Genomic DNA, 22560 nt, shown 5'->3' with positions numbered 1-22560 from the left:
TCAATGCGCAGCCTGGCCCGGGGCGGTTCGCTTCGGCCTCAGCGGCGCGGCGTTCCTCCGCCTCCCGACGCTGATCCGCCAGGGACTCCTCTGCCACAGCCGCCGAGCGCCCGGCCGCCGTTCCAGAACGGCGCGCCTCAGTGACCGACAGCTCTGCCGCGGTGGCCGATCGGCGGGCGTCCAGCACCGCTTCACTGGCCGCGTTCGCGGAGCGCCTGCTGTACCGCAGCGACAGGAGGCTGACTCCGAAGGCCGCCAGCCCCAGACCTGCTCCCACCCACCCAGGTGCGTCCCCTATGTCCATGGCGGAAACCTACTCTGCGCCGTGAGGGAAAGAGCCTATGAGTGAAAAGCATGAGACCGACGATGGGAGTGTGGCCAACGGTTGTCGCCGGGCGGTGAATCTGCTCAGTCGTTGTGTTCCTGGCCTGGTGTTGTGCAGGTTGGTTGAGCGGGTTTGCGGCTGGGTGGCCTACTGAGCCTGCGCGGTGTTGGGAGGCTTGCTCCGTCTGAGCTGCGGTGTTTCCGAGTCTGGACGTGGTTGTGCGGGTTCGTTGGGTGCTGCGCAGTTTCGCTGGTCGTTGGTATGTGGCTGGCACGGCGCGTGGGTGGGGTGGTTGGTAGCCGAGGCGGCGGTGGTTCATGTGCCAGCCGAAGGTCCGCTCGATGACCCAGCGCCGCGGGATGTCCTTGAGGCCCTTGTGGCCCGGGTCGCGGCGGGTGGGACCTCGACGTCGACGCCGAGGTGGCGTTCGCAGTTTCGCCGAGCAGTTGCGACGGGCCGGACGCACCGTCCACGCTGCAGGGCAACGGCCCTCGCCCGGGCTCGCATCTGACTATCTGCCCAGCGGGTTGTCGCTGTACCTCTCGGTGGAACGTCCCAGATAGGCGAGTGGTCCCGGATCGGGGACCTCGATCTCATGGAATCCGAGGCGGTCGTAGAAGGCCCTGGCCGGTGTGTTCGCCACGAGCATCGACAGATGGACGGCCGGGACCCCCTTGGAGTGGAGCGCGTCCAGGAAGGTGCCCATCAGTTCCCTCCCGTACCCCTTGCGCTGCCAGGGCGGTAGCAGGTCGATGTGTAGGTGCGCCGGATGTCCGTCCAGCTCGGGAAGGATCATGCGTTCGGGGCGGTAGAGAAGCGCGGTCATCTCCTCGACGAAGGTGTCCGGCGTTCCGTCCGGGCGGGGGAAGCGCTCCGTGATCAGCGGGAGCCAGGCCTTGCGGAACGCGTCCACGAACTGCCGGGTGTCCGCAGTCCCCAGGATGTAGCCGACCGCCTGGCCGGACCCGTCGTCCAGGACGAACGTCAGCTCGGGTTCGAGGTACGCGTAGGGCGCCGCGAACAGTGCCGGCATCAGCTCCGGATCGGGGTACAGATGCCGGGAGTCACCGCCGTTGTCCGCGGTGCGGATGCAGATCTCCGCAAGGGCCTCACTGTCGCCGGGTCGATAGGAACGTACGTGCACTGCCTGGCTCATCGCCTCATCCTGCCCACTTGGGAGCGCTCTCACAAGGGCTTTGCACTCAGCTGCCGCCGCCCTCCACGCGTCCGAGTTCGACGTTGAACTGGTCGGAAGTACCAGTGTGAATGGGTGCGCCGGTGGGATCGTCCTCCGGACGCTGCGCCTGCTCGGCCTGCCACTGACCGAGGCCGTAGCGCATCCGCACCACGCCCGACTCCTCGGAGCCGGCGGCGGTGAAGGCCGAGTGCGCACCGCCGATGCCATCCGCCGGAACGCGACCACCGGCACGGCAGCGGCAAGCTCGCGGAGGGTTCCGCCACGTTTAAACCGCCCTTCGCCCCGGCCGGGCCCGCGTCCCGCGTGAGGGTCTCCCCGGCGGCGGCCCGCTCCCCTTCCACCACCCCGGCCGCCGCTGCCCCCGGCCAGCCGGCCCCGGCGGAGGCCGCCGTCCCTGCTCACCGGCACAGGCCGCACCGGCCAGGGGCGTGGGGCGTACCCGCTGACGGCGCCACCGGTACCCGGCCGCGAACGCTGCGAGCGGGCCGGGCCTGCGTCACCTACGGGCGGAACCCCGGGGCGTGGCCGCCGAGGAAGATCCTCAAGTACGGTCGCCAGACCTTGTCCGGCATAGAGGAGATTCAGCATGGCAACGGATGCGACCGCCGGGCCGCAGTCGGTGGAGACCGAGATACGCGCGGAGATGATCGTGGTCCGCCCCACCGGTGAACTCGATGTCGACCAGGCGCCCGCCCTGCGCACGGCACTCCTCGGTGCCCTGGCCCGCACCGGCGGTCCGGCCGACGTCGTCGTGGACCTGAGCCGTGTCGATTTCTGTGACTCCTCCGGGTTGAACGTCCTGATCCGCGCCATGCTCGTGGCGCGCTGGTCCGGCCGCGGTCTGCGCCTGGCCGCCCCGTGCACGCAGGTCGCCCGCCTGCTGGAGATCACCGGCGCGGACAAGACCTTCGACATCACCCCCACTGCCCCAAAGGCACCGCGAGCGGGCGGCGGCCACGGACCGTGGCGTTGACCACGGCGGCCAGGCCGTCGACGCGCTCCGGATCCGCGGGCCGACCCGGAAGTGTGCCTATGCGCCGACGTCGAAGGGACGGACGGCGTGCCAGGCTCGACGGAGCTGGCCGATGCGGACACCTTGGCGCAACCCGGAGGCGCGGCGTGGCTGGTGAACGGAGGCCGTCGCGACAGCCGAGGAGAAGGGGCCGCCGATGACCCTCCCGCTTCGCAGCGGGCAAGCCCCCTGATGGTGGGCGCGCTGCTGGCCTCCTGGGGTTTTCGGGTACGGGCGTGGGCAGTACTGGGACGTCATCACGGGGCGTTGCCTTCAGCGAGCGGCTGGCGCGGGGGTGCGATTCCCGCCTGCATCAGGCGGAGGAACAACGCCTTGCGTTGCTGCCGTGCCTGCGGGTCCGCGCTCGTCTTCTTCAGTCCGTCCGTGACCGCGAGGAGGAGAAGCACGATGTCCTCGGCGGTCGCCTCGGTGGTCGAGAACTGCACTTCTCCCGCTGCCGCGGCGGTGTGCAGCGCGGAGGCGAGGCGGACGACCAGAGCCGCGTGGGCCTCGCCGGCGATGTCGCCGGCGACGTCGAGACTCGCATCGAGGACTTCTCCGCCGTGCACGCTCGACGAGATCTGCGCCAGGAGTCCTCCGAAGTAAGCGCCCATCGCGGCATCGATTCGGGACAGGACGTCGCCCTGCTGGGTGAGGGCTGTGTCCACTTCGCCGAGCGCTCGGGAGTGTGCCCGGCGGGACCCTGCCCGGAAGAGATCTTCCTTGCTGGGGAAATGCAGGTACAGAGCAGCCCGGGACATCCCGGCGGCACGGGCCACGTCCTGCATGGTCGTCTTGCCGTAGCCGTACTGGCAGAACGCGGTCAGTGCGGCATCAAGGATGTGTTCCGTTCGGTCGTCTGTCATGCTGCAATCCTGACGCAATGGACTCCCAGCGTCAATATGTCCAATTAGGCTGGTCATCCCGGGTCTCCACCCCCTCGCTGGCCTCACAACCTCTCAGGAGTGAAACGCCATGACGCAGACGGCAGCCGTCCCGGTCGGTGGTGCGATCGCCGAGCAGATCCGCGACGTCGAGCGGGCCAGACTCCGAGCGCTCGTCGCCGGCGACATCCGTGCCGCTTCCGAGCTGCACGCACCCGACTTCCAGCTCGTCACCCCCGTCGGCCACGTGATGTCCAAAGATGCGTACCTCCAGGCGATCGCAACCGGAGACATCGACTACGTGGAATGGGAACCCGGCCCCATCGACGTCCGCATTCACGGGAACGCCGCCGTCATCCGCTACCAGGCAACGCTGGAGGTGATCTTCAAGCACCGCCCAGTACCCCGCGCGAGCTACTGGCACACCGACACCTATGAGAACGCAGACGGCCAGTGGCAGGCAGTCTGGTCCCAGGCGACCGCGATCGAGCAGATCCCGGAGCGCCCTCTCCCGTAACGGATCGTTGGACCTGAGCGCGCCGTAGCTCCCCGAGACACGTCCGTGGACGCTTGCCGCACGCTCTGCTCACCTCGGCGATATTCCGGCCCAGGCGGCCCGCCAGTCGTCCCGCACGTACCTGTGCTCCGGGCCGCGCTCTGCCGCCCCTCGCTGATCCTCTCCGGCCACCCCGGTCTCGTGCCGTCCGCGCCACCCGCCGACGTCCCACGAGTCCGGGACCAGGCCGCCGCGACGAACCGGCACCGTCAGGGCACGAGCCTGCCTGCGGTCGCCGGTCTGCTGCCCGTCCTGTTGGCGGACCTGAACACCAGGATCCTGATTCGACATCACCTCCTGACCGAACCCGGTCGCCGGCTCCCGTCCCGGCGCAGCGCCTGGGCGGGTGCGTGTCCGCGGGCGGGGGCGGTTCGTTGAAAGGGGTGGGGAGCCAACACCGTCCCGGGGATCTGCCCCCGAGTTCCCGGGGCGGGTCCCGGGTCCTGGCGCCTGACTGCTTTTCGTCACCGCGGGTCCGTCACCGCCGGGCCTGACGGTGGCTACACCCCGGACGGTGGTGCCGACGTCAGGTGTCAGGGCCACCCCGCACCGGGCCCGCGGCCCCCCGTTCTGTCGACCCGTCCGTCCCGGGTCCTTCAGCTGTCGGTGAGTGTCCGTGTCTGAACCTCGGATGGAGAGTCTTCTCAGGTCAGGATTCGAACGAGGCGATCCGAAGGCGGCTCGATGGGCAGCGCATGCCTGCCCGGCCCCCGGCGAGGAGTCGGACAGGCATGAGGAACCGAGCCTGGTGTCGGTGTATGGGGCAACGCGGCCCACCGGGTATAGCCGAACGGGCACGTCCAAGCCGATGCTCAGGGATTGATCTCGGTTGTCCCGCCTATCGAGCGCCCATGATCCGGAGGACCGAGCGCACCCCGTGGCACGACAGCGCGTTCACCCGTGCCATGGTTGCTGCCATGACAGTTGGCGCGGCTCCGGGCAGTGCGGTTGTACTCGAGACAAGTCGCCTGCTGCTCAGACCTTGGCGGGTAGCCGAGGCCGTCGTCCAGCATGAGCTGTGGACCGAACGTGATCCACGAGTGCCGCCGCACCGCCGAATCGACGCGGACGGACACCCCACGGTTGCGGAGCTCGAGGGTTCGATCCGCACCAACCAGCTGTGGTCGAACGGGTTGCTGGCGGTCGAGCGGAAGGCATCTCGTGACGTCATCGGTTACTGCGGGCTGGTCGACAGCGAGCGAGGATCGGCAGGGGAACCTGAACTGGCATTCGAGCTGCTACGCCGAGTTTGGCGTCAGGGATACGCGACCGAGGCATCGTTGGCGGTTCTGGAATGGGCGAGATCATCTGGGTACGAACGTCTGTGGGCCACGGTCTGGGACTGGAACACCGCTTCTCGCCGTGTGCTCGCCAAGGTCGGATTCACTGAAACCGAGCGGAAGGAAGTGGACGCGGTGTACGGAACCAACCTGTTCACCACGAAACGGCTCTGACACACCCCGTATCGGCCCTGCGGACGGCTCCGTGTCGACGGCTGACGCCGAGCCCCCTGGTGCGGATTGCCCTGTGGAGCCGTCGTCCCTTTGGTGCCCGGCCGGATCAGCGACCGCCCGCGGGCAGCGTCACGCCGCCGCCGCGCCGCGTCCTGCCTTCCGCCAAGCGACCAGCCGCGGGCCGTCTGGGCGAGCAGGTCGATGGTGGGGACCACGACCAGGACCCGCCGGGCCTTGAGCCCTTCGGCCACCAGCGCGGCCATCAGCGTCTTGCCCGTCCCGCACGCGGCGACCACCGTCGCCCGCGCCCCGTGCGTCAGGTGCGCGAGCGCGGCCGCGGCGGCTTCACGCTGATGCGGACGGGGCGTCAGCATTCCGGTCACGGGGTGTCCTTCGGGGTGAGCGGGAGGCTCTGTGGCGGCCGGGGACTGACGACGCCGATCTTGTTGCCGTCGTTTTGCTGGGCAAGCCAGGCGTGCAGGCCGTGCGTCCCGTGCGGGGCCGCCGCTGCGGTCAGTGCCATCCGGAAGGCGTCATTGCGCTGGTACTCCCGCGCCACCCAGCACCCGCTCGCGCCGCCTACGGCGCAGGCGGCGGCGAACGGTGCGCCGGTCGCGACGGCCGCCACCACCAGCTGCATGGCCCGCTGCTCCGGGCCCGTCCGGACGGCACGCCGGGTGGCCCGCCGTCCGGCACGCCGGGCGGCGCCCGCCCCGTAGGCCTCGTTGATCTGGGCATCGGCCTCGGGCACGAGGCGGCGGACCCGATCAAGCCAGGACGCCGTCAGGTCCAGCGAGGCCAGAGCCTCTTTGAGGGTCCCGCCGTCTTCCAGCAGCGCCAGCAGCGACGGCAGCGACGGCAGACGCTCCCGGAAGCGACGGGCCGCGCTCGCACGGTCCTGCTCCCTGGCCGTCATCTTGTTCCGCTTGGCGGCATCCCGCTGGGCGGACGGTCGGCGGCCTGTACCGCCGCAGCCTGTGCCCCGGCCCGGTCGCGAACCGCCTGGGCGGCCGCAGTAGAGCGTTACGACGAGAGCTTCTCGGCTGGTCCGTCCGTGGTTAGTCGACACCTCCCCTGGCTGCAGCAGGGATGGACTCGAGGGCCGGCCGTTTTGTGAGTGGTGCGGTGCACTGGGCCCGGCAATATGGCCTGGTGACCACATGGATGCGCTGCTACTGGGACGAGGAAGACACCTGGTTCTACTTCGAGGTCGACGCCGAAGGTTGCGTGAGCCGGCAGGTCGAACTCGAAGGGCCCGAGCTGACTCCGATCGCGGCCGCCTCCCTTGCCGAGTGGCAGCGGGCCTACGAGGCAGGCCGCCTCGACGAGTACGGCAGCAGGTTCGGGATCACCGCCAAGGTGCCCGTCTCGGAATGGGAAGGCCATGACCCCGAACAACTCACTTCCGAGGAGTTCGAGGAAGTCTGGGGTCCTGCCCGTCTCCAGATCGCATCCCGGTCCAGCTGACCTCCGGGCAGGTCCGGCGCAGCCGGCTCGACAGTTTGAGGCAAGACACCGATCCGGCAGAAACGCCGCCCCAGGTCCCTCGGCCTGGCGGCGGCGGTGGCGGGGCCGCAGGCGGTTGCGCCGGCGGCCCCGCCCGGTTGTCGGGTCAGGAGGGATCGCCGTACTGCAGGCCGCGGCCGTTGGTTCCGACGTACACGCGGCCGAAGGCGTCGGGGTCGCCGGTGATGACGCCGGTGCCGCCGATGCCGCCCCACTGGTGGGCGTCGTCGTTGACGCGGAGCCAGGTGGCGCCCTTGTCGGTGGAGCGGAAGACGCCGGTGACGTCCTTGACGGTGCCGATCAGGTACAGCGCCTGGTAGGAGGCGCCCGGTGCGGCCTTGCCGAAACCGATGGCTGAGGCCGACTTCACCGGGGCGAGCCGGGTGAAGGTGCGGCCGCCGTCGGTGGAGTGCAGCAGCCCCTGGCCGCCGCCGGCGATCCACAGGTCGCCCGGGGCTCCGGGGACCGCATCGAGCCGGCCGTCGGCGGGCAGGTTAGCTGCCCGGGCGCTGAAGGTCGCCCCGCCGTCCGTGCTGGCGTACAGCGTGCCGCCGGCCAGGGAGTAGAACGTCCCGGCCGAGGAGCGGTCGGCGACGACGACGGCGTTGGTGCCCAGGCCGTTGACCTTCGACCAGCTCGCTCCCTTGTCGGTCGAGCGGTACGGGGCCTGGCCGGTCTGCGTCCAGACGATGGCCGAGCCGTCGGCGGAGAGCGCCACCCGGCCGCTGTCGGCGCCGGCCACCGGTTCGGACGCGAAGCCCTTCCAGCTGCGGCCGCCGTCGGCGGAGTAGGCACCGTCCTGCGCGCCGCCCCGTCCGACGCGGACCATCATCGAGGGGTTGGACTGTGCGAAGTCGATGGATGTGCTGTTGGCCATCATCGGGTTCGTCAGCCGCCCGGAGGGCACCTCGGTCAGGGAGTCGTGGCGGAATCCGCCCAGGTCGCCCAGGGCCGTGACGACGTGGGCTCCGCCGGGCGGGGCGATCGCGTCCAGCACGGCGGTCTCTTCCAGCCCGCGGGTGCCCACGCTCCAGTGGCTGGTGCCGCCGCTGTCGGAGGCGTTGGCGTCCTTGCTGCGCAGGATGCCGCTGCCGGTGCCGTACAGCACGTGGCCGGAGTCGAAGGGGTCGATGGCCAGGGCGGTCATCCAGTGCCCGGTGCCGGTGCCCACGTACGGTGCGGCGGAGGCATCCCGCACCGACTTGTCGGCCAGGGCCTTCCATGTCGTGCCGCCGTCGGTGGTCCGGTAGATCTCGTCCTCCGGCCACCAGCGGTCGAGGGTCGTGACCATCACCGTGGAGGGCTTGCGCGGGTCGACAGCCAGACCGGAGAACCCGTAGGTGCCCTGGGAGGGGGAAACGTTCTTCCACGTTCCGCCGGTCGGCGTGTGCTTCCAGACCGAGCCCCCCGTCACGCCGTTCGGGCCGAGGGCGTTGGTGTACGTCAGGTACAGCGAGCCGTCGCCGGAGAGCACGCCGTGCTGCGGCATCTGTCCGGTGGGCTGTCCGGGGACGGCCTGCCACGTGCTGCCGCCGTCGGTGGAGCGGTAGAGGGAGGTGGTCCTGTCGGCGACGCCGACGTAGACCGTCTTGCTGCCGGCCGGGCCGTACGTCACGAAGGAGATGCCCGCGCCGCTGCCCGCCCCGTCCTTGACGGGGAACGAGGGGACCTGGCTCCAGGTCGCGCCGTGGTCGGTGCTGCGCCACAGGCCGTTCTTGCGCGTGCCCAGCAGCAGGGTGCCGTTGTCCGCGGGGTTGACCGCCAGCCGTTCGCCCGCCCCGCGGCCGTCCTCGTTGCCGCCCAGCTTGAAGGGCAGGTCGGTGCGCTGGAAGGTGCGGCCGCGGTCCGTGGAGCGGAGGATCGCGCCGTTGCCCGCCCAGTCGTTGGTGTAGGTGCCGGTGGCGAGGTAGAGCCGGCCGGGGTCGACCGGATCGGTGGCCAGCGCGTCGATGCCCAGCAGGTTCCAGTCCTTCTCGCCGATCCAGTCGGTCAGCGGGATCCACTGCTCGGCCCCGGTGTCCCAGCGGTAGGCGCCGCCCATGTCGGTGCGCGCGTACAGCAGACCCTTCTCCCGGGGGTTGAACACGAGTCCGGTGACGTAGCCGCCGCCCACCACCTGGGCATTTCGCCACGCGTACGGTCCGGATCCGGGCGTCTTGGCCCCGGTCGTCCTGACCAGTTTCCACTGCTGGTTGGTGCCGCCGTGGCCGCGATACTGGATGACTTCCGCGCCGTCGGCCGTGGAGCTGCCGGAGACGTCCAGGACCTGGCCGCTCCTGCGGGAGGTGAGGACGACGGCGTCGGAGCCGCTCACGTCGTCGATCCGCCATTCCTGCGAGGTGGCGGAGCCGTCGGTCTGCTGCTCGGCGGCGGCCGCCGGGGCGGTCGAGTCGCCGGCTATGCCCAGCACCTTGCCGCTGTTGCGGTTCACCAACTCGTGGTAGCCGTCCCCGGTGGGTCGCAGCTGCCACTGCTGGTTGGCGGTGTTCTGGTCGGTCCACTGCTGGATGCGGGTGCCGTCGGCGGTGGAGAAGGCGTTGACGTCCAGCGCCTTGCCGCTGCGGACGGAGACCAGCCGGTAGTAGGCACCGGCGTCGACCGTCGCGGCCTGCGAGTCGTCCTGCACGTACAGGAGGTACGGCACGAGGACGGCGGGTACACCGAGCAGCAGTCCGGTCCCGGTCCAGCGGCGGCGGTGGCGTCCGCGGCGCCCGCCGTTCGTGGGGTTCTTCATGGGGGGTTGTTCTCCTTGCGTGTTGCTGTGGATCGGGGCAGGTCAGCGCTGCAGGGTGAGGAGACCCGGCCGGTAGGGCAGTCGGTCGTAGGGGCCGCCTGCCGCGGGCGCCTTGCCCTGGTAGAGGAAGCGCAGGTTGCAGGGGTCGATGGTCATGGTCTGGTCGGGGTTGTCGCGCACCAGGTCGCCGTGGCTGATGTCGTTGGTCCAGGTGGCTCCGCTGTTCGCCTTGCCGGCGAAGGGGTTGCTCTCGGTGGCGGCCTGCGGGGTCCACGGACCGTTGAGGCTGGAGGCCGTGAACGAGCGGAAGTAGCGGGCCTGGTTCGCGCCCCGGGCTTCGACGATCATGAGGTACTGGTTCTGGCCCTGGACCTTGTAGACCTGCGGCGCCTCGAACAGGTTGTCGGGGGAGTCGCTCATGACCGTCGTGTAGGAGGAGCCGAAGTTGCCGGGGAAGTTTCCGATCGGCATGCTCGCCCGGTAGATCTTGCCGTTGTCACCGGCGAAGAACAGGTGCATGTTCTTGTCGTCGGCGATCAGTGTCTGGTCGATCGGGCCGGTGGGAGAGTCGGTGCGGGGGATGCTGCCGGTGAACAGCGGCTGCGGCGCGGACCAGCCCTCGGGGTTGGCCGGGTCGCTCGACGTGCGGTAGATGAAGGGCCACGCCCCCCACTGGTACGCCAGCACCCAGATCTTCTTGGGCGCGAAGTAGAACAACGTGGGAGCCACCGCGGCCTGGCTCATCCCGCTCTGGCGGGCCGACGCCATGTCCGACCAGTTGGTGAAGGGCCCCGCCATCATGGAGCCGTACGAGGATCCAGAGAAGTGCGACCCGTAGACCAGGTGTTTGCCGTTGTACGTCACGTGGGTGAAGTCCTTCAGCGAGGCCCACCCGTTCGCCGGCTGCGCCAGCGCACCCGTCGACGTCCACCGGTAGGTCGACGGAAGAGCACACGCGCCCGTTGGCGCGGGCGTGGTCGGGGTCGGCGTCCCGGACGAGCCGGTCCACTTCTGGTTGCCGCCGGACCAGCAGGAGTGCAGCTGGATTTTGGTGCCGTTGGCGGTGGCCGCGCCGACGGCGTCGAGGCACAGGCCTGACTGGACGCCGGAGATCGTGCCGTCGGTGTTGATGTTCCACTGCTGGCCGGCGCCGCCGTTGCAGTCCTCGATGACCACCGCGGTGCCGTTGCCGGTGCCCTTGTCCTTGGCGGCCAGGCATTTCTTGCCGTAGACCGTCAGCTGTTTGCCGGAGGTGTGGGTCCAGCGCTGGTTGGTCCGTCCGTGGCAGTCCCACAGCTGCGCCTGGGTTCCGTTGGCGGTGGTGGAGCCGTTGATGTCGATGCAGCGGCCGGAGGCGACGCCCTTGATCGTGCCGGTGCCGTTGCCGGTGCCGGGGGCGGCCTTGAGGGCGTTCACGACGGCGGTGTAGGCGGCCTTGGGGCTGCCGTTGTTGTCGAACAGCAGGGGGTTCTCACCCTTGCGCCAGGAGTCGCTGTCCCGGATGCCCCAGACGGTGATGCCGGTGCACCGGGCCACGGACAGGCAGGACTTGACCGTGTTGGCGTAATGGGTCGGCGACGCCTGGGCGATGTCCAGCTCGGTGATCTGGACGTCGACGCCCAGGGCGGCGAAGTTGGCCAGGGTGGTCTGGAAGCTCGCCGGGGGGCCGCCGGCGCCGAAGTGGCTCTGGAACCCGACGCAGTCGATCGGCACGCCACGGGACGTGAAGTCCTTGACCATGCTGTAGACGCCCTGGGTCTTGGCGTCCGACCAGTTCTCGATGTTGTAGTCGTTGTAGCAGAGCTTGGCGGAGGAGTCGGCCGCCCGGGCGGTGCGGAACGCTTCCTCGATGAAGCCGTTGCCCAGCACGTTCTGGAACACCGAGCTGCGGTGCTGGGTCGACCCGTCGGCGAACGCCTCGTTGACCACGTCCCAGGAGTGGATCTTGCCCTTGTAGCGGGTCATCAAGGTGGTGATGTGGTTGTTCATCACGCCGCGCAGCGTGTTCGCGTCGCTGATGGAGTTGACCCAGGAGGGGAGCTGCGCGTGCCAGACCGCGGTGTGGCCGCGCAGGCGCTGGCCGTGCACCGCGGCATGGTTGACGATCTGGTCGGACGGGCCGAAGGTGAACGTGCCGCGGGACGGTTCGACGGCGTCCCACTTCATCTCGTTCTCCGGGGTGATCATATTGAATTCCCGGTCCAGGATGGCGGCGTACCCCGCGTCGCCGAGCCTGCCGGAGGCTACAGCGGTGCCGAAGTACCTGCCCGAGGGCGCCGCCTGCGTGCCCAGGGGCGTTGCGGCTCCGGCAGAGCTCGGGAGGAGCGTCACGACACCCCCCACCAGCGCCGCGGCGGCCAGTCCGATCGTCAGTGTCCGCCGGCGCCGACCGTGCCGGTGCAGGCCCTTCATGCTGCTCCTCGGTGGTCTCGGGTCGCCTCGCGGGGCGTGATCGTGGGCGCACTGGCCGATGCGGCCTGATCCGCCGCCGGGGCGGGTTGGGTGCGGTGCAGGACGAGGTGCCGCTCCTGCGTACGGGGCGCGCGGCGTTCAGGGGTATGTCGCGTCATGGGGCGCTTCCTTCCGGGGATGTGCCGATGGCTGCGGGGGCCTCTCACACCGGCTCGCATGGTGAGCGGCGGGAAGAACCCCACGAAGTGGAGGCTTCCGAACGCGAGGCCGCGTAACAGAAAAGCCGCGCCATCCTGAAGATCTCCCCGTGATGCATCTCGCAGGCAGGAAGTGTTACGCCCAGCCCCTGGGGCTGGTCGTCCATGGGGGAGGGGAGGCCGCGCTGCTCCGCGGTGCCGTTCGTACAAGCACCGGCCGGCAGTCGCCGTGCCCGAGCCTTCAGGCCGACCGGTTTGGCGAGGCGCCCGTCGACGCAGGCTGATCGACCCCGCACCGGTGCGGCACGCGGGCGGCCCACCGCAGGGGCGTGCACTGCGCAGTGCTGGAGCCGGCTGCGGGCTCGTCGGCCGTCACGGCGCGGCTCGCGGCTCCGTGCGCGATGCTGAGCGACCGGTTCTCAGGACCAGGCCTTGCGGACGATGAAGGAGGCCTGGCCGGCGAAGGCCCGGCTGCCGTCGGAGCCGTCGAGCCAGATGCCGCCATCGCGGTGGCGGATGACCGATCCGGGGTAGTTGTGCGAGTGCAGGGTCACCGACCCTGCGACCGCCCCGGGACGCGGACAGAAGGTGGCGTCCTTCCGGAACAGCTCGCTGCCGTCGTCGGTGCTCAGCCGCAACCGCAGGTAGTGGTGCCGCAGGTAACGGCCGTCGGCCGCGCGGAAGGTGACGCATCCCGTGTCGGCCAGTCCCCGGACCACCGTGAACGTGACGCGTTGCCGTGCTTGCGCGCTGCTGGACGCGGAGACCGGGCCCAGCGCCGCGAAGTCGCCGCCATACGTCAGGTAGAGATCGGGTCGGTCCACGGACTCCAGTGATTGTGCGCCCAGCGGAACAGTGCCTCCTGCGACGGCGGACGGACTCGCCGACGGCGTGACGGCTGACGGCGGTACGGCCGACGTGGGGGTGCCCGACGGGACCGGCCCGGGATGGCCGGCCGTGGGAGCGGCACTGGCGCCGGGCGACCGGGGCTCCGGTTCCGGCCAGGTTGCGTAGGTGGCGGCCCCGGTGATGAGCACCGCGCCGGCGGCCAGGCTCACCAAGGGATGAGCGGTCACCGCGTGGAGCTTTCCGGCCACCGCGCCGTGCGCACTGCTTCCCATCGTCGCCGTGCCGGCGGCAACGGGGACCATGGCCGGCGCCGCGGCGATCGCAGCCGAACCCGACAGCAGGCCTTTGGCGGTCAGCGTGGCGATGAGTCCGGCAGGGACGGTCAGGGGCGCGAGGCTGAGGAGCAGCACCTCGACAGGGACCCGGTTCGTCGTCGGCGCCGTGCAGACCGGGCAGTCGCGGGTGTGCCGCGCTATCCGCTTCCGCCACACCGATGTACGCAGACCGTCCCAACCGGCGACGGTCTCCCCCAGCTGCGGGCACCGCGGGTGGGCCGCCAGGGCGGCGACGATCGTCCGGCTCAGGTCCAGCTGCTCGCGCATGCGTTGCAGGCGCACCCCGGCGTGGGCGACAGTCAGGCCCGTCGCGGCGGCGATGTCCTCACGGCTCAGCAGTCCGGCGCGCTCCTGCCACCACAGCGAGAGCAGCACCCGGTGGTCCGGGTCGAGCCACCGACCGGCTTCGGCGATCTGACGGCGCTCGTCCGACACGTGGAGACGCAGGATCGTCGCGTCCTCGGGGTCGGGGCCGGCATCCGGTATGTGGAGTGCCTCGTCGATGACCGCGGTCCGGCCGGCGAAGGCGCGCTGCCGCTGCCCATGGGTGTGGATCTGGCGGATCGATATCGACACCAGCCAGGAGCGGAAGCTGTCGGGGGCGCGCAACGCAGGCAGATCCCGCACCACGCGCAACAGCGTCTCCTGGACGACGTCGTCGACGTCGGCATGTCCGCTCAGCGCCCGTCGGACGATGTTGTAGACCAACGGCAGGTAGGCGGCGATCAGCTCTTCGCGCGCCCGGGCATCCCCGGCCTGCGCCGCGACGATCAGCCCGGCATGATCTGCGTCCATGAGCCTCATTCCCACCTTCCTCACCAAGGCGTCAGACCCTAACGTCCGCAAAGGTGTACGACCAAAGCCCGCGCCTCGGATCGGGGGTCGGGCCCCTGCCGGTGGCTCCGTCCCCGTGGCTGTGGGCGCCCTATGCCTGCTGGCGCCCCGTGCCTGCTGGCGCGCGGGCGGGGACCGTCCGATCCTCGCCGCGCCGCCTCTCACAGCTTCGAAGAGTGCGGCGAGCTGGAAACACCTGTCGGAGTGAACGCGGCTATGGCACAGCGGGCGATGGGTCGCTGGCGTGGCCCTCGGAGGAAGTCCAGCGGCACGCCGCCCGTGAGGCGGGCACGGCCCCCGGCGCCTGACCGGGGAAGAACCGCGAGGAAGAGGGGGAGACGGATGGTGATGACGGGCAGGCAGCGCCGGGCCGGTGGCAGTGTGTCGGCGGGGCTCGTGATGGCCGCGGCCGGCTGGTGGGCGCAGTGGTCCGGGTACGAGGTCGCGGGCACCGTCTTGATGCTGCTGGCCGGGATGGTGGCGCTGGGAGGTGCGTGGCGCTCGGGCGCCCTGCACCTCCCCCAGGCCGCCGAACCCGCGTCGGCCGAACCCGCGCCGGGGCGGCCGGGCTCGGCGCGGGCCAAGGCGGACCAGGAACGCTCGATGCGCCTGCTGAAGGCGATCGACGAAGCCGCCGCCGACGGGCAGCCGGGAGAGCTGTCGGCCCGTAGTGAGCCGATGGCCACACTCTCGACCCGACACGAGCCCCACACTTGATCGACTGGCCCGGCCGGGTAAGTCGCCGGGGCGTGCGCCTGGTGATGCGCGGGTCTGTAGGGGCAGCGTCAGCACGGCGGAGCCCGACCCCGAAGTCCTCGCGGGTCTTGAGCCAGTGACACGGACGGCAGAGCGGTGGGAACGTTCCCGTCCGTGTCCGTTCCGCGGTGCCTTCCGACAGGGTCGGAATTACCCGGAATGGCCGGGCGCGCAGGGCCTCGCCTCCCGCGTCAGGCTGCGCCCGCCGGCCCTCCACTGCCGCCAGGCCGCCGTCCGGCAAGCTGCGTCGCAGTACCGGCGGGATGTCCTCGACTCCGGTGGGAGCGGGGCCGCGCATTGCGAGCACCGCCGGACGTTCTTCCTGGTCGCCTTCCCCATGCTCCTCCCCTGTGGCTCGGCCCGTGAGTAGGCGACAGTGGCTCCGGGTCCGGCGGCGTGCCAACGTCCGGCCGATGCTGCCGCCGCCGGGCTCCACCCCTCACGCGCGCCCCGCCGCTGGGCCCTCGTCGTACGCGATGTGTACGCCATATGTACGGGTCGGAGGGTGGGGGCGCCGCCTCGGACTTCGGTCCACTCCCGGCCACCGCAGCTCCGCCTGGCCCGCGCCTCACCGCCGCGAAGGCCGGCGGCGAGCGGCCTGCGGCGGCCGAGCCTGCCTCCGCCGAGGTCGTCGCCTGATGGCCATGCTGGAAAGGTCCGTCGCCGACGCCGAGAGCGCCCGTACCGGCGCCGCCGACGCCATCGTCCACGACCCGGCCCCGAAGGAGGTCACCTCCAGGAAGGTGGCCGCGAAGAGGAGCTCGGCGGCGCCGGCCAAGAAGGCTGCGAAGCGGAAGCCGCCCCGGGGCGTCTGAGCCCAGCAGATACCCGGGCGGAAATCCGCTGGGGCTACGGCCCTGGCAACGGGTGCCGAGCCCGCCAGCCCGGTCATCCGCAGCGCGACCTCGCGCCGCCGCAGGCGTTGAGACGGCGACACGTGCCAGCCGGCCTGCCCACCCCGGGCCGGTCTCCGTGTGACGGCCCCGTCCCCCCGCCCGGCGGCGGGGCCGTCGTCACGCCGGCGGCTGGCTGGACGAAACTGCGCCACCGGTGTCCGGCCGCCGATGCTCAGATGCCGATGTGGCGCCCGTAGTACTCGCCGACCTGCGCGCGGTAGGCGGCGTTACCGCGGTGCTGGTCCTTGTCGTACTCGGGCGAGTCCTTGATCTGGTCCTTGGTCAGGTTGACCTGGACTTCCTTCTCCGCAACATCGACCCGCACGACCGTACCTGCGGGCAGCAGGACCTCCTTGCCGAAGATCCACGGACCGGTGTCCACCACGATGTACGAGGAACCGACCTCCTCCGTCGCCTCGTCGACCTTGCCGATGTGTCCGTCCGACGCCTGGACCTTGAAGCCCACCAGGCTCGTGCCGGGGGTGTAGTGGGTCTTGGGGCTGTAGCTCCACATGTTCTCGGCCACGGGGAACGCTCCTTCTGCTCGTCGATCATGACGCCGCGATCCCTTCCCGCCGGGGGCCCCGCACAGCCCGGCGCTACGCCACCCGCCCGAAGCTGCCACCCGAATGGCCCGAGAACCAGATACCGCGTCGGCCGCCGACACCTGGAACTCGCGCCGCGGCGCTGACGTGCGTCCGGGCCCGGCGCGTGAGCGATGGGTGATGCGGGGACGTATGGCGACCGACGGCATCCGGCCGTCCTCCTTCTCCGGATTCCTCGGAGTTCCTCGGGTTACCTCGGTGAGGCTCACCCATCCACACTGGAACTCACCGGTACCTGCCTGGCCTCGACGGCGCCCAGCCGCTTCGCCGTGGCGGATCGCCATGCCAGACTCCCCTCAGGCAAGCAGAACGAGCCAAACGGCCGACCGACTTACCTTGCGTTGTCTTGCCTTGAGTGACCTTGAGTGCGATCGAGCGCCCACTCTCGGAAGACAACACCGACTTGACCAGGCAGAACGTTGCCCGTGGCAGCTTCCACGGCCCCGGTCCCGCGGGCCGCGACCGGGGTGAGCCTGCCGCCGAGCCCGGCCACGGTCGCCCCGCCCGCCCCGCCCGGCCGCAGAAGCGCACCCACGGGTGCGCTCACTGCAAGTCCCGGAGGACGCAAGGGAAACCGGACCCGTCAGGGTTGCGGGGCTAACCCCCCGGGCCCGCACTGTGCCGCCGGTACGCGACGCAATCCCCGACGTCCTTTCATGCCCTGCCTCTTCTCGAAGGACACCGACCGTCGTGCCTCCGTCGGTTTCCGCACGGGACCGGCCTTTGCGAGGGGCGGACGGGAGCGCTACGACCTCACACCCGATACGCAGGCGCGGTTCGAGCGCTGCCTGTCCGAGAGCACTCAACCGGACCTGCCTCCCCCCTCACGCGCCGCCCGGACCTACCTTGATGTCCTGTTCTTCCATCCGTTCGAGGACGGCAACGCCCGCGCAGCCATGCTGGCGCTGGCCTTCATCCTTGCCCGCGAACGAGTACTCCTCGACCAAGTGCAGCCGCTACAAGCCACCCGCTGGGCCGATGACACCGAGGGAGCGGCCGATCTTGCGGTGCTGCTCGGAGTCCTGATCGCTGCGACGCAGCGCCGCCTCTCCGAGGCGAGGCGGTCATGACCCAACTCGACGTCATCCCGGTTTGGTGTCCGCTGCGGAGTGCACCCCACGCACCCCATGCACCCCATCAGCCCTGGCAGGCGCCGGCTTCCGCCCGAGCGGTCTGAATGATGCGGTGGAACGCGGCCCGCGCCGAGTGCGGTGGCGGGGCAGGGGCTGCGACCGTAAGCAGCAGCGAGGGGCCACGGCCACCAGCCCGGCGGCAGCAGGGGGTCTGGCCGCCCTGCCAACCCGACCAAGGCGCCAGCCCGGCCGTGCTTTCCAAGCCGTGCTGTCGACACCGTGCAGGAGGACGACCCGGTCGGCTGCCCGCGCATGCGCGGACACGTACCGGAGCCTCGGACCGCTGCCCACCACCCTGCCCGCCCTGACCACCCTGCGCCTCGCCGCCCTGCGATCATTGATCGCGACGCTGCCGATTCTCAGGCTCCGCTGGAGCGTCTTGCGCACCCTCGGTGTCTGCGCCGCTCTCGGCCCCCAGGCAATCGCCCGCATGGACCCTCGCGAGTGGCTGCGAGAGCGGCCGGGGCGGCGGTCAATTCAGCGCGGCCCCGCCGCGTACGGCGGTGACCATCCATGAGCTGCTGCGCAGCCACACCGCCCCGTCCGACTCGTAACGGCCGAGGACGTCGGTCAGCGTCCGGCGGGCCTGGGTCTGCTGCTGCGGGGTGGCCTGGCTGAGCAGGTGCCGGCCCGGGCCGGAGCCCAGTAGGAACGCAGCGGCGCCCTGCGCGTCGGCGCCCCAGTTGCCCGGCACCTCGATGCGCTGTACGTCGACATCGGTGAACCCGCCCGCGGTGACCAGGGTGCGGATGCGGTCGGGGTCGGTGAGGGAGAACATGCCGGGGCCGCCGGCCTTGCCGAAGCCCCCGAGCGGCACGACGGCCTCCAGGGAGGCCAGCGCCTCGAGCCACTGGTTGGCCTCGGCTTCGGCCGCGCAGATGAAGGCCAGCCGGCCGCCGGGGCGCAGTGCGTGGTGGAGGTTGGCGAACGCGGCGGCGGGGTCGGCGAAGAAGGTCATGCCGTACCGGCTGATGACCGCATCGAAGCCCTCGGCGTCGAACGCGTGGACTTGCGCGTCGCCTTGGTGGAAGGCGACGTTCTTTACCCGCTCCCGTACGGCGCTCTCGCGGGCCTTCGTCAGCATCGGGCCGGACAGGTCCAGCCCCAGTGCCTGTCCGCGGCGGGCGCGCCGGGCCGCGAGGCGGGTGGTGCGTCCGGCCCCGCAGCCGACGTCCAGCACACCATCGGTCTCCGCGATGCCCGCGGCGTCCAGGAGGGGCTGGTTGAAGCCCTCGTTGACGGCATCCCAGCGGTCCTGGCTGCGGGCCCAGTGCTCGCCCTCGTATCCGTTCCACGCCTCGGCCTGGGCGGTGTTGGCGAAATGAGCCATGGATGACTCCCTCCCACCTGGGCGCAGCACGGCGCCCCGGCTCTAGTATGGGCAAGTGCCCAAACAGTATGGACGGATGCCCATACCTGCAATGGGGTTGAGGGAAGGGGCGGTTGTGTCACCTCGTGGAGTGGCGATTCCGGATGTGCGCGAGCGGTTGTTCACGGCCGCGGAGCGGGTGGTGGAGCGCGATGGCGCGGCGGCTCTGACCAGCCGCGCGATCACCGCGGAGGCGGACTGCGGCAAGGGCGTCCTGCACACGCATTTCACCGGCCTGGACGAGTTCGTCGCCGAGCTGCTCCTGGACCGGTTCGCGCGCAGCGCCCGCCAGGCCGAGGCGCTGGAGGCAAAGGTGGGCGAAGCCACGATCGCCGGCAACCTGCAGGAGGTCGTCCTCGACCTGCTGGAGGCGCTGCCGCCGGCGGTGGTGGGGCTGGCGATGACTCGACCGGCAGCCGCGCTGCACACCCGGGAGGGGTTCCAGTCCGGCGCACCCGCCTTCGATGCGATCCAGCATGCATTCACCGCCTACCTCCAGGCCGAGCAGCGCGGCGGCCGGCTGACCGCCGGGGCCGATACCGCCACCATCGCGCTCGCGCTGGTCGGCACGATTCACCACCTGCTGATGACACGCGTTCCCGGACAGGGAGAAGACGCGGAGGCGACCACGCGGCGGCTGCTGGCCATGCTGCTCGGCGGCGCCGGGCAGCCGCCGACGGCGTAGCCTCCGGGCCCAGGGCCAGGCGCCGACGCCTGGCCCGTGGCGGCCCACTGCCGGGTGCCGAGTCCGACAGGCGGGACCTCCGCTCGCGTGGAGGTGTCCCGCTCCCTGGCCACACCCGGTCAGGCCGGGGCCTGCTGTCCGATCCTGGGCGTGTGGCCGTGCGTTGGTGGCGGCATCTACAGCGGCGGCCCCGCCACCGCTTCGGTCGGCAGCGTCACGGGCAACAGGCCCGGGCAGTGCGCCGGCGCCATCCCCGTCACCGAGTGCTCGAACTCACCCCTACACGCCCGCGCCCGTCCCGGTCCCGGTCCGGGTCAGGCGGGGGCTGGTGCCGTCTCCGAAGACCCTGGGGGAAGCCGCGCGGGCTGCGGCGATGGCCTACCGGCTCATGATGACCATCACCGACGCAGTACGTCGCGCCACCCAGACACCGCACGGCGGTAGGGGTCCCACCGGGAACGGTTAGGGTGCGTCGGGAACGTGATCGCGCCACCGTGGGGGATGGAATGACAGTGCACCGGCCCGGACTGCCGCAGGACCTGCCCGCGCCGGAGGTCCTGTGGGCCCGGTGGAGCGCGGTCGCCGTGCTGAAGGCGACGACCGAAACGGAGCAGAAGCCGCCGGTCCACCGCACGGGCTGCTGGATCGACGACCGTGGGCTGCACCTCGACGACTGCGGCTGCACCTGGTGGACGCTGAAGCCGCTGGGCGGAGACCGGTTCGTGCTCTTCGGTGAGGACGAGTCCAGCGGGGTCAAGTGGCACGAGCCGCCGGTCGACATGCTGGCCGGCGCTCCGGCCTGGCTCCCTCACGACGAGCTCCGTGAGCTGATCGCGGGGAACGAGCTGGGGTGCGTGTACTGGTCCGAGAACGGGTCCTGGGCACGCGCTCCGTACCCGGCGGACCTCGATGACGACGGTCTCGACTGCGGGTTGAGCCGCTTCGTCAACGAGGACGAGCTACTGCGGGAGCTCGACGGCGAGGCCGTCCTCGGGGAGGGCCGCGCGGAACTGGTGCGCCGCGCCGAGCGGTACGAGCTGACGCCGGAGCTGCTGGAGACCCTCGTCCGCGGTTCGGGCGGCGAGCCCAGAGACCTGCCGGCCATGCTGCGCGCCCTGCGGCGGTCGGGCCTGTCCCACGGACGCCCGCAGCCGACCGCCTGACGTCGGGGGCTTCCCCCGGCGAAGGGGAGGCGGGACCGCTCAGCCGGACGGCACGGCCGAGGGCCGCACGCCGAACACTGCTCGGCTCCGTACTCCTCGGACGTCTCCACCTCGATGAACCCCAGCTGGCAGGGAACTCAGGCCGAGAGCGAGTGGGGGAGGGGCTCGAATCCGACCTTGGAGCTGGAAGAGAGTCCGGTCTTTGTCGCAGTCGGGGCGGGCGGTACAGTGCGCGCCGTGGACATACCCGACTGGGGGGTCTGGATCGTTCTCGGTCTGGCGATCCTGCAAGCCCTTGGCCTCGTTCCCATCGTCCGCCGGTTGCGCGGTCCCAACTCCGAGGTGCGCTCCGAGGCACGTCTTGAACTGCTGGATGTCGTCGCCTCCCTGCTTCTCATGAGTGGCGTGATGCTGAGTCTCACGGAGTCGGAATCCTGGTTCTGGCTCGCTGTCACCGGTTTCGTGCTCATGACTGCCGTCTACGCCGTGAAGGGCATCCGCTGGCTCCGCGCCCGCCGCGGCCTCGCTTCCTGATAGGGGCTGCCCACGGCCCCCTTGTTGTTCATGGCGCCGCCGCCGTCGGCCCTGGCCGAGGCCCCCCGGGCCGCCCAGCGCGGCGAGGGCGGCGAGCTGTTCGGCCTGCTGCTGACGCGTCGGTGGTGCCTTGGCGGTACACGCTGACGTGGAGCGGAATGTACGCAGGTCCGTCACTGTCACGAAGGCGGCTCATCAGGGTAAATCCCGAGTCCGGGAAATATAGTTGTTCGGGTGTGCACGGGTGCCGACGGGGCGCTGTAACCGGCCGGGGGCCGGGCTCCGACCAGGGGCGTACCTCTGGTACTCATCTCCCATGAGCCACTTTCGCGACTTCAACCTCAAGCTGCTCGTCATCGAGGAGCTCATGTACGGACCCGAGCCGCTCCTCCCGGTCTACGACCTGCCCGCGCGGCTGGCCGAGCGGGGGATCGGCGACCCCGCGTCCCACGTCCTGGAGAACGGCCTGCATGCGGAGGTGCTGCCGGAGTCCCGGGCCCATTTCGAGGCTCTGGAGATCCCGGACGAGCTGCTCGCCGGTGTCGAGGAGCTGTGCTTCGACGCCGGGGCGGAAGTCTTCCGGCACTGCGCCCCCGCCTGGGATGGCGAGGACGATCTGTTCGACGTCCGCTCGCTCGACGACCTCGCCCTGCTGCCCAACCTGCGGGAGGTCACCTTCGTGGAGGACGGCGTCCTGGCCGTGCCGGACGCGGCGGAGGTCTTTGCCGCGCGCGGCATCGACACCGACTGAGCCCCGCTACTCCAGCAGCCCTGGCCAACCACCATGCCCCCATTGGACCTGATCTCATGGTGGCTGCTCCGCGTACTCGATGGCCACCGCGCAGGGCGAGGAGTCCACATCCAGGGCTTCCAGCCCATGGACATCGCCCTGAGCGTGAGGTGTAGGCGAGGGCCAAGCCGCGGGGCGCCTGCGGGTGCCGCTGGCGGCGTGGCGGTGGGCGGCCGGGACCGGGCTGGTTCCGGCGGCCGACGCGGGCCCGGGGGAGTGGTCGCGGGCGGTGGCGGAGGCGGCCGACCCGGAGGTGCGGTACGCGCCGCGCTGCGTGGCCCGGTCGGCGCGGGGTGGGCCGCGGACCGACTGACGGACGCGCTCGGCGTCCCG

General features: G+C 70.8%; 20 protein-coding genes and 2 pseudogenes. 11 read left to right on the top strand and 11 right to left on the bottom strand.

Going from position 1 to position 22560, the window contains the following annotated elements:
• Positions 1-626: 626 nt before the first annotated feature.
• From ACFWW8_RS27075 to ACFWW8_RS27065, 3 genes and pseudogenes are all read right to left on the bottom strand, one after another.
• Positions 627-719, bottom strand: a pseudogene (locus tag ACFWW8_RS27075) (IS5/IS1182 family transposase); the annotation flags it as partial.
• A gap of 117 nt (positions 720-836) precedes the next feature.
• Entirely contained in the window at positions 837-1481 is a 645-nt protein-coding gene (locus ACFWW8_RS27070; RefSeq protein WP_386532134.1) for a GNAT family N-acetyltransferase, read from the bottom strand.
• 46 nt (positions 1482-1527) lie between these two features.
• Positions 1528-1674, bottom strand: a complete 147-nt coding sequence (locus ACFWW8_RS27065; RefSeq protein WP_386532132.1) for a hypothetical protein — start codon at positions 1672-1674, stop codon at positions 1528-1530.
• A gap of 435 nt (positions 1675-2109) precedes the next feature.
• Between ACFWW8_RS27065 and ACFWW8_RS27060 the strand changes: the two genes are divergently transcribed.
• A complete protein-coding gene (locus tag ACFWW8_RS27060) occupies positions 2110-2496 on the top strand; it encodes an STAS domain-containing protein (protein ID WP_386532131.1) in 387 nt (128 codons plus the stop codon).
• A gap of 296 nt (positions 2497-2792) precedes the next feature.
• On the opposite strand, the gene ACFWW8_RS27055 is transcribed toward ACFWW8_RS27060, so the two are convergent.
• Entirely contained in the window at positions 2793-3401 is a 609-nt protein-coding gene (locus ACFWW8_RS27055) for a TetR/AcrR family transcriptional regulator (protein ID WP_386532129.1), read from the bottom strand.
• A gap of 109 nt (positions 3402-3510) precedes the next feature.
• Between ACFWW8_RS27055 and ACFWW8_RS27050 the strand changes: the two genes are divergently transcribed.
• Together ACFWW8_RS27050 and ACFWW8_RS27045 are read left to right on the top strand one after the other, a co-directional pair.
• Complete coding sequence (locus tag ACFWW8_RS27050) at positions 3511-3936, top strand: nuclear transport factor 2 family protein (RefSeq protein WP_386532127.1); 426 nt, start codon at positions 3511-3513, stop codon at positions 3934-3936.
• 890 nt (positions 3937-4826) lie between these two features.
• Positions 4827-5429: a GNAT family N-acetyltransferase gene (locus ACFWW8_RS27045; protein ID WP_386532125.1), complete on the top strand. Its 603-nt coding sequence runs from the start codon at positions 4827-4829 to the stop codon at positions 5427-5429.
• 185 nt (positions 5430-5614) lie between these two features.
• On the opposite strand, the pseudogene ACFWW8_RS27040 reads toward ACFWW8_RS27045, so the two are convergent.
• Together ACFWW8_RS27040 and ACFWW8_RS27035 are read right to left on the bottom strand one after the other, a co-directional pair.
• Positions 5615-5803, bottom strand: a pseudogene (locus ACFWW8_RS27040) (DEAD/DEAH box helicase family protein); the annotation flags it as partial.
• Positions 5804-5808: 5 nt separating this feature from the next.
• The gene (locus tag ACFWW8_RS27035) at positions 5809-6345 is read right to left on the bottom strand and encodes a hypothetical protein (protein ID WP_386532123.1); all 537 of its coding nucleotides are present in this window, start codon (positions 6343-6345) and stop codon (positions 5809-5811) included.
• Between the two features lie 248 nt (positions 6346-6593).
• On the opposite strand from ACFWW8_RS27035, the gene ACFWW8_RS27030 reads away from it, so the two are divergent.
• On the top strand, positions 6594-6896 hold the full coding sequence (locus ACFWW8_RS27030; protein WP_386532216.1) for a hypothetical protein: 303 nt from the start codon (positions 6594-6596) through the stop codon (positions 6894-6896).
• Between the two features lie 145 nt (positions 6897-7041).
• On the opposite strand, the gene ACFWW8_RS27025 is transcribed toward ACFWW8_RS27030, so the two are convergent.
• The 3 genes from ACFWW8_RS27025 to ACFWW8_RS27015 form a co-directional block, all read right to left on the bottom strand.
• The gene (locus ACFWW8_RS27025) at positions 7042-9669 is read right to left on the bottom strand and encodes an RICIN domain-containing protein (protein ID WP_386532122.1); all 2628 of its coding nucleotides are present in this window, start codon (positions 9667-9669) and stop codon (positions 7042-7044) included.
• A 42-nt stretch (positions 9670-9711) separates the two neighbouring features.
• Positions 9712-12081, bottom strand: a complete 2370-nt coding sequence (locus ACFWW8_RS27020; protein ID WP_386532121.1) for a non-reducing end alpha-L-arabinofuranosidase family hydrolase — start codon at positions 12079-12081, stop codon at positions 9712-9714.
• Between the two features lie 616 nt (positions 12082-12697).
• Positions 12698-14257: a sigma-70 family RNA polymerase sigma factor gene (locus ACFWW8_RS27015; protein WP_386532119.1), complete on the bottom strand. Its 1560-nt coding sequence runs from the start codon at positions 14255-14257 to the stop codon at positions 12698-12700.
• 387 nt (positions 14258-14644) lie between these two features.
• On the opposite strand from ACFWW8_RS27015, the gene ACFWW8_RS27010 reads away from it, so the two are divergent.
• Together ACFWW8_RS27010 and ACFWW8_RS27005 are read left to right on the top strand one after the other, a co-directional pair.
• Positions 14645-15013 (top strand): hypothetical protein, encoded by a 369-nt coding sequence (locus ACFWW8_RS27010; protein WP_386532117.1) that lies wholly within the window; start codon positions 14645-14647, stop codon positions 15011-15013.
• Between the two features lie 683 nt (positions 15014-15696).
• Positions 15697-15867: a hypothetical protein gene (locus tag ACFWW8_RS27005; protein WP_386532115.1), complete on the top strand. Its 171-nt coding sequence runs from the start codon at positions 15697-15699 to the stop codon at positions 15865-15867.
• A gap of 253 nt (positions 15868-16120) precedes the next feature.
• Here ACFWW8_RS27005 and ACFWW8_RS27000 read toward each other — a convergent pair whose 3' ends face one another.
• Positions 16121-16474 carry a PRC-barrel domain-containing protein gene (locus ACFWW8_RS27000; RefSeq protein ID WP_386532113.1) on the bottom strand — a complete coding sequence of 118 codons (354 nt, stop codon included), beginning with the start codon at positions 16472-16474 and terminating at the stop codon, positions 16121-16123.
• 735 nt (positions 16475-17209) lie between these two features.
• On the opposite strand from ACFWW8_RS27000, the gene ACFWW8_RS26995 reads away from it, so the two are divergent.
• Complete coding sequence (locus ACFWW8_RS26995) at positions 17210-17623, top strand: Fic family protein (protein WP_386532111.1); 414 nt, start codon at positions 17210-17212, stop codon at positions 17621-17623.
• Positions 17624-18158: 535 nt separating this feature from the next.
• On the opposite strand, the gene ACFWW8_RS26990 is transcribed toward ACFWW8_RS26995, so the two are convergent.
• Complete coding sequence (locus ACFWW8_RS26990) at positions 18159-19016, bottom strand: class I SAM-dependent methyltransferase (RefSeq protein ID WP_386532110.1); 858 nt, start codon at positions 19014-19016, stop codon at positions 18159-18161.
• 115 nt (positions 19017-19131) lie between these two features.
• Between ACFWW8_RS26990 and ACFWW8_RS26985 the strand changes: the two genes are divergently transcribed.
• From ACFWW8_RS26985 to ACFWW8_RS26970, 4 genes are all read left to right on the top strand, one after another.
• Positions 19132-19740 (top strand): TetR family transcriptional regulator, encoded by a 609-nt coding sequence (locus tag ACFWW8_RS26985; RefSeq protein ID WP_386532109.1) that lies wholly within the window; start codon positions 19132-19134, stop codon positions 19738-19740.
• A 506-nt stretch (positions 19741-20246) separates the two neighbouring features.
• Positions 20247-20903: a hypothetical protein gene (locus ACFWW8_RS26980; RefSeq protein ID WP_386532107.1), complete on the top strand. Its 657-nt coding sequence runs from the start codon at positions 20247-20249 to the stop codon at positions 20901-20903.
• A gap of 237 nt (positions 20904-21140) precedes the next feature.
• Positions 21141-21437, top strand: coding sequence for a hypothetical protein (locus tag ACFWW8_RS26975; RefSeq protein WP_386532105.1), 297 nt, complete (start codon positions 21141-21143; stop codon positions 21435-21437).
• Between the two features lie 316 nt (positions 21438-21753).
• The gene (locus ACFWW8_RS26970) at positions 21754-22188 is read left to right on the top strand and encodes a DUF6892 domain-containing protein (RefSeq protein WP_386532103.1); all 435 of its coding nucleotides are present in this window, start codon (positions 21754-21756) and stop codon (positions 22186-22188) included.
• Positions 22189-22560: the final 372 nt, after the last annotated feature.

The sequence above is a fragment of the Streptomyces sp. NPDC058701 genome (assembly GCF_042715295.1).
In the GTDB taxonomy this organism is placed as follows: domain Bacteria; phylum Actinomycetota; class Actinomycetes; order Streptomycetales; family Streptomycetaceae; genus Streptomyces.
Note: the sequence above shows the minus strand (reverse complement) of the source record. Positions and strands in the feature narration are given on the sequence as shown.